Raw genomic sequence first — 1,535 nt, forward strand, 5'->3', positions numbered from 1 at the left:
ATGGGAGGAGGTGGTTGCTATGACTAAGTACGAAAAGATTTCCTTAATCATTGCGCTTACTAGTTTAGCAATTCAAATCATTGACGTATTAAAATAGTCAATGAAAAAGCCTAACGAATAAGGTCTAGGACACCTTACCACGTTAGGCAAATTTCGTTTTACATGTTTTTTGAGATGAGCCTAACGCCTTCACACGTTGATGGCTCTTCTTTTGTTGTTTTCATTATAGCACGATTTATAAATGTATTACAAGACTAACATATGTGATGGGGTTCGTGTGCTAGATATTCCGATGTAAGAGTAGTATAATACTCTCTATATGAGAGGAGTGTATGATGAACTATTCTTGGATACGGAAATATTGGATATATATAACAGTGGTGGCGGCACTACTCATTGCGGGCGGTGTGTTCGTGTGGATGCAGCCCAAAACGGTGCAAGTGATGAATCCTGTGGAACGTCAAATGCCAGTACGCATCAGTCATGAGGCAAATATTACGGCATTGCATAAGGCTAGTGTAGAATCGACGGTATCGGGGCCGGTGTCTACTTTCACTGTGAAAGTAGGTGACATGGTAAAAGCTGGTCAAGTGCTAGCTATGATTGATACCACATCACTACAGCAACAACTGCAATCTTTATTAGGACAGTTGCAGGAGGCGCGGAGTCGAGCGCCACAACAGAGTGCATCGACTACAGTGGTGGGTGGTAGCGTATCATCAGCGGATGTGGAGAGGGCACGATATATGCGTGATGCTGGCATTATTACGAATCGCGAGTTTGAAACGATTGCGGCGAGGGCGCAATCACAAGTGGTAACGGTTCCTTCCTATTCAGGCGGATCTGGGGCGGATACCTCGGGTATTGAAGCAGCCATCGCTAAAATACAAGCACAAATGGCGGCAGCGCAAGTGCTTTCACCGATGGAAGGGAGAGTAGCAGCTATTTATAATGAAGATAGAAAGATTGCCATCGAAGGGAAGCCACTTATTCTTATACAACAAGATTCTCCAGTGGTGGCCACATTGAGTGTCCCACAAAGCTTTGGATCTATTTTGAAGCAGCCCAGCATCACTGGTGGCGTGGAAGTCTATTTAGATGTAAATGGAACACAGGTGCCGGGACAAATTACATTTGTGGGAACCGAATCAGGACCGAGTATCACGGTGAAAGCAACTTTTAACGTACAATCTGGACAAGTGACGATTGGAGAGTTCTATACTTTGGTGATTGAAACGAAAGCGGAAGCGCCGGCGCTTACTTTGCCTAAAGAAGTTATTCGTGATGGTGAGAATGGTAAGTTTGTATATGTGTTAACAGATGAAAATACAATTGATATTAAGACAATTGAGATTGGATTAGAAGTGGATGGTGCTGTGACAATACTTGATGGGTTAAATCCGACAGATCGAGTGGTGACAAGTAAAGGGAACTTCGAACTGGGCGAAAGCGTTCACTTGCGATGCTATGTAACCTGTGGCGGTTTTAACTAAATAGTGCAAAAGGAAGAGCACGGTATACCCCTGTATAGCGTT

The 1,535-nt window shown here is 43.8% G+C and carries 1 protein-coding gene; it reads left to right on the plus strand.

Going from position 1 to position 1,535, the window contains the following annotated elements:
• Positions 1 to 332 precede the first annotated feature (332 nt).
• Positions 333 to 1,493 (plus strand): efflux RND transporter periplasmic adaptor subunit, encoded by a 1,161-nt coding sequence (locus tag HMPREF3032_RS01380; protein ID WP_082717768.1) that lies wholly within the window; start codon positions 333 to 335, stop codon positions 1,491 to 1,493.
• The last annotated feature ends 42 nt before the right edge of the window (positions 1,494 to 1,535 follow it).

Source organism: Veillonella sp. DNF00869 (assembly GCF_001553345.1).
Lineage (GTDB): Bacteria > Bacillota > Negativicutes > Veillonellales > Veillonellaceae > F0422.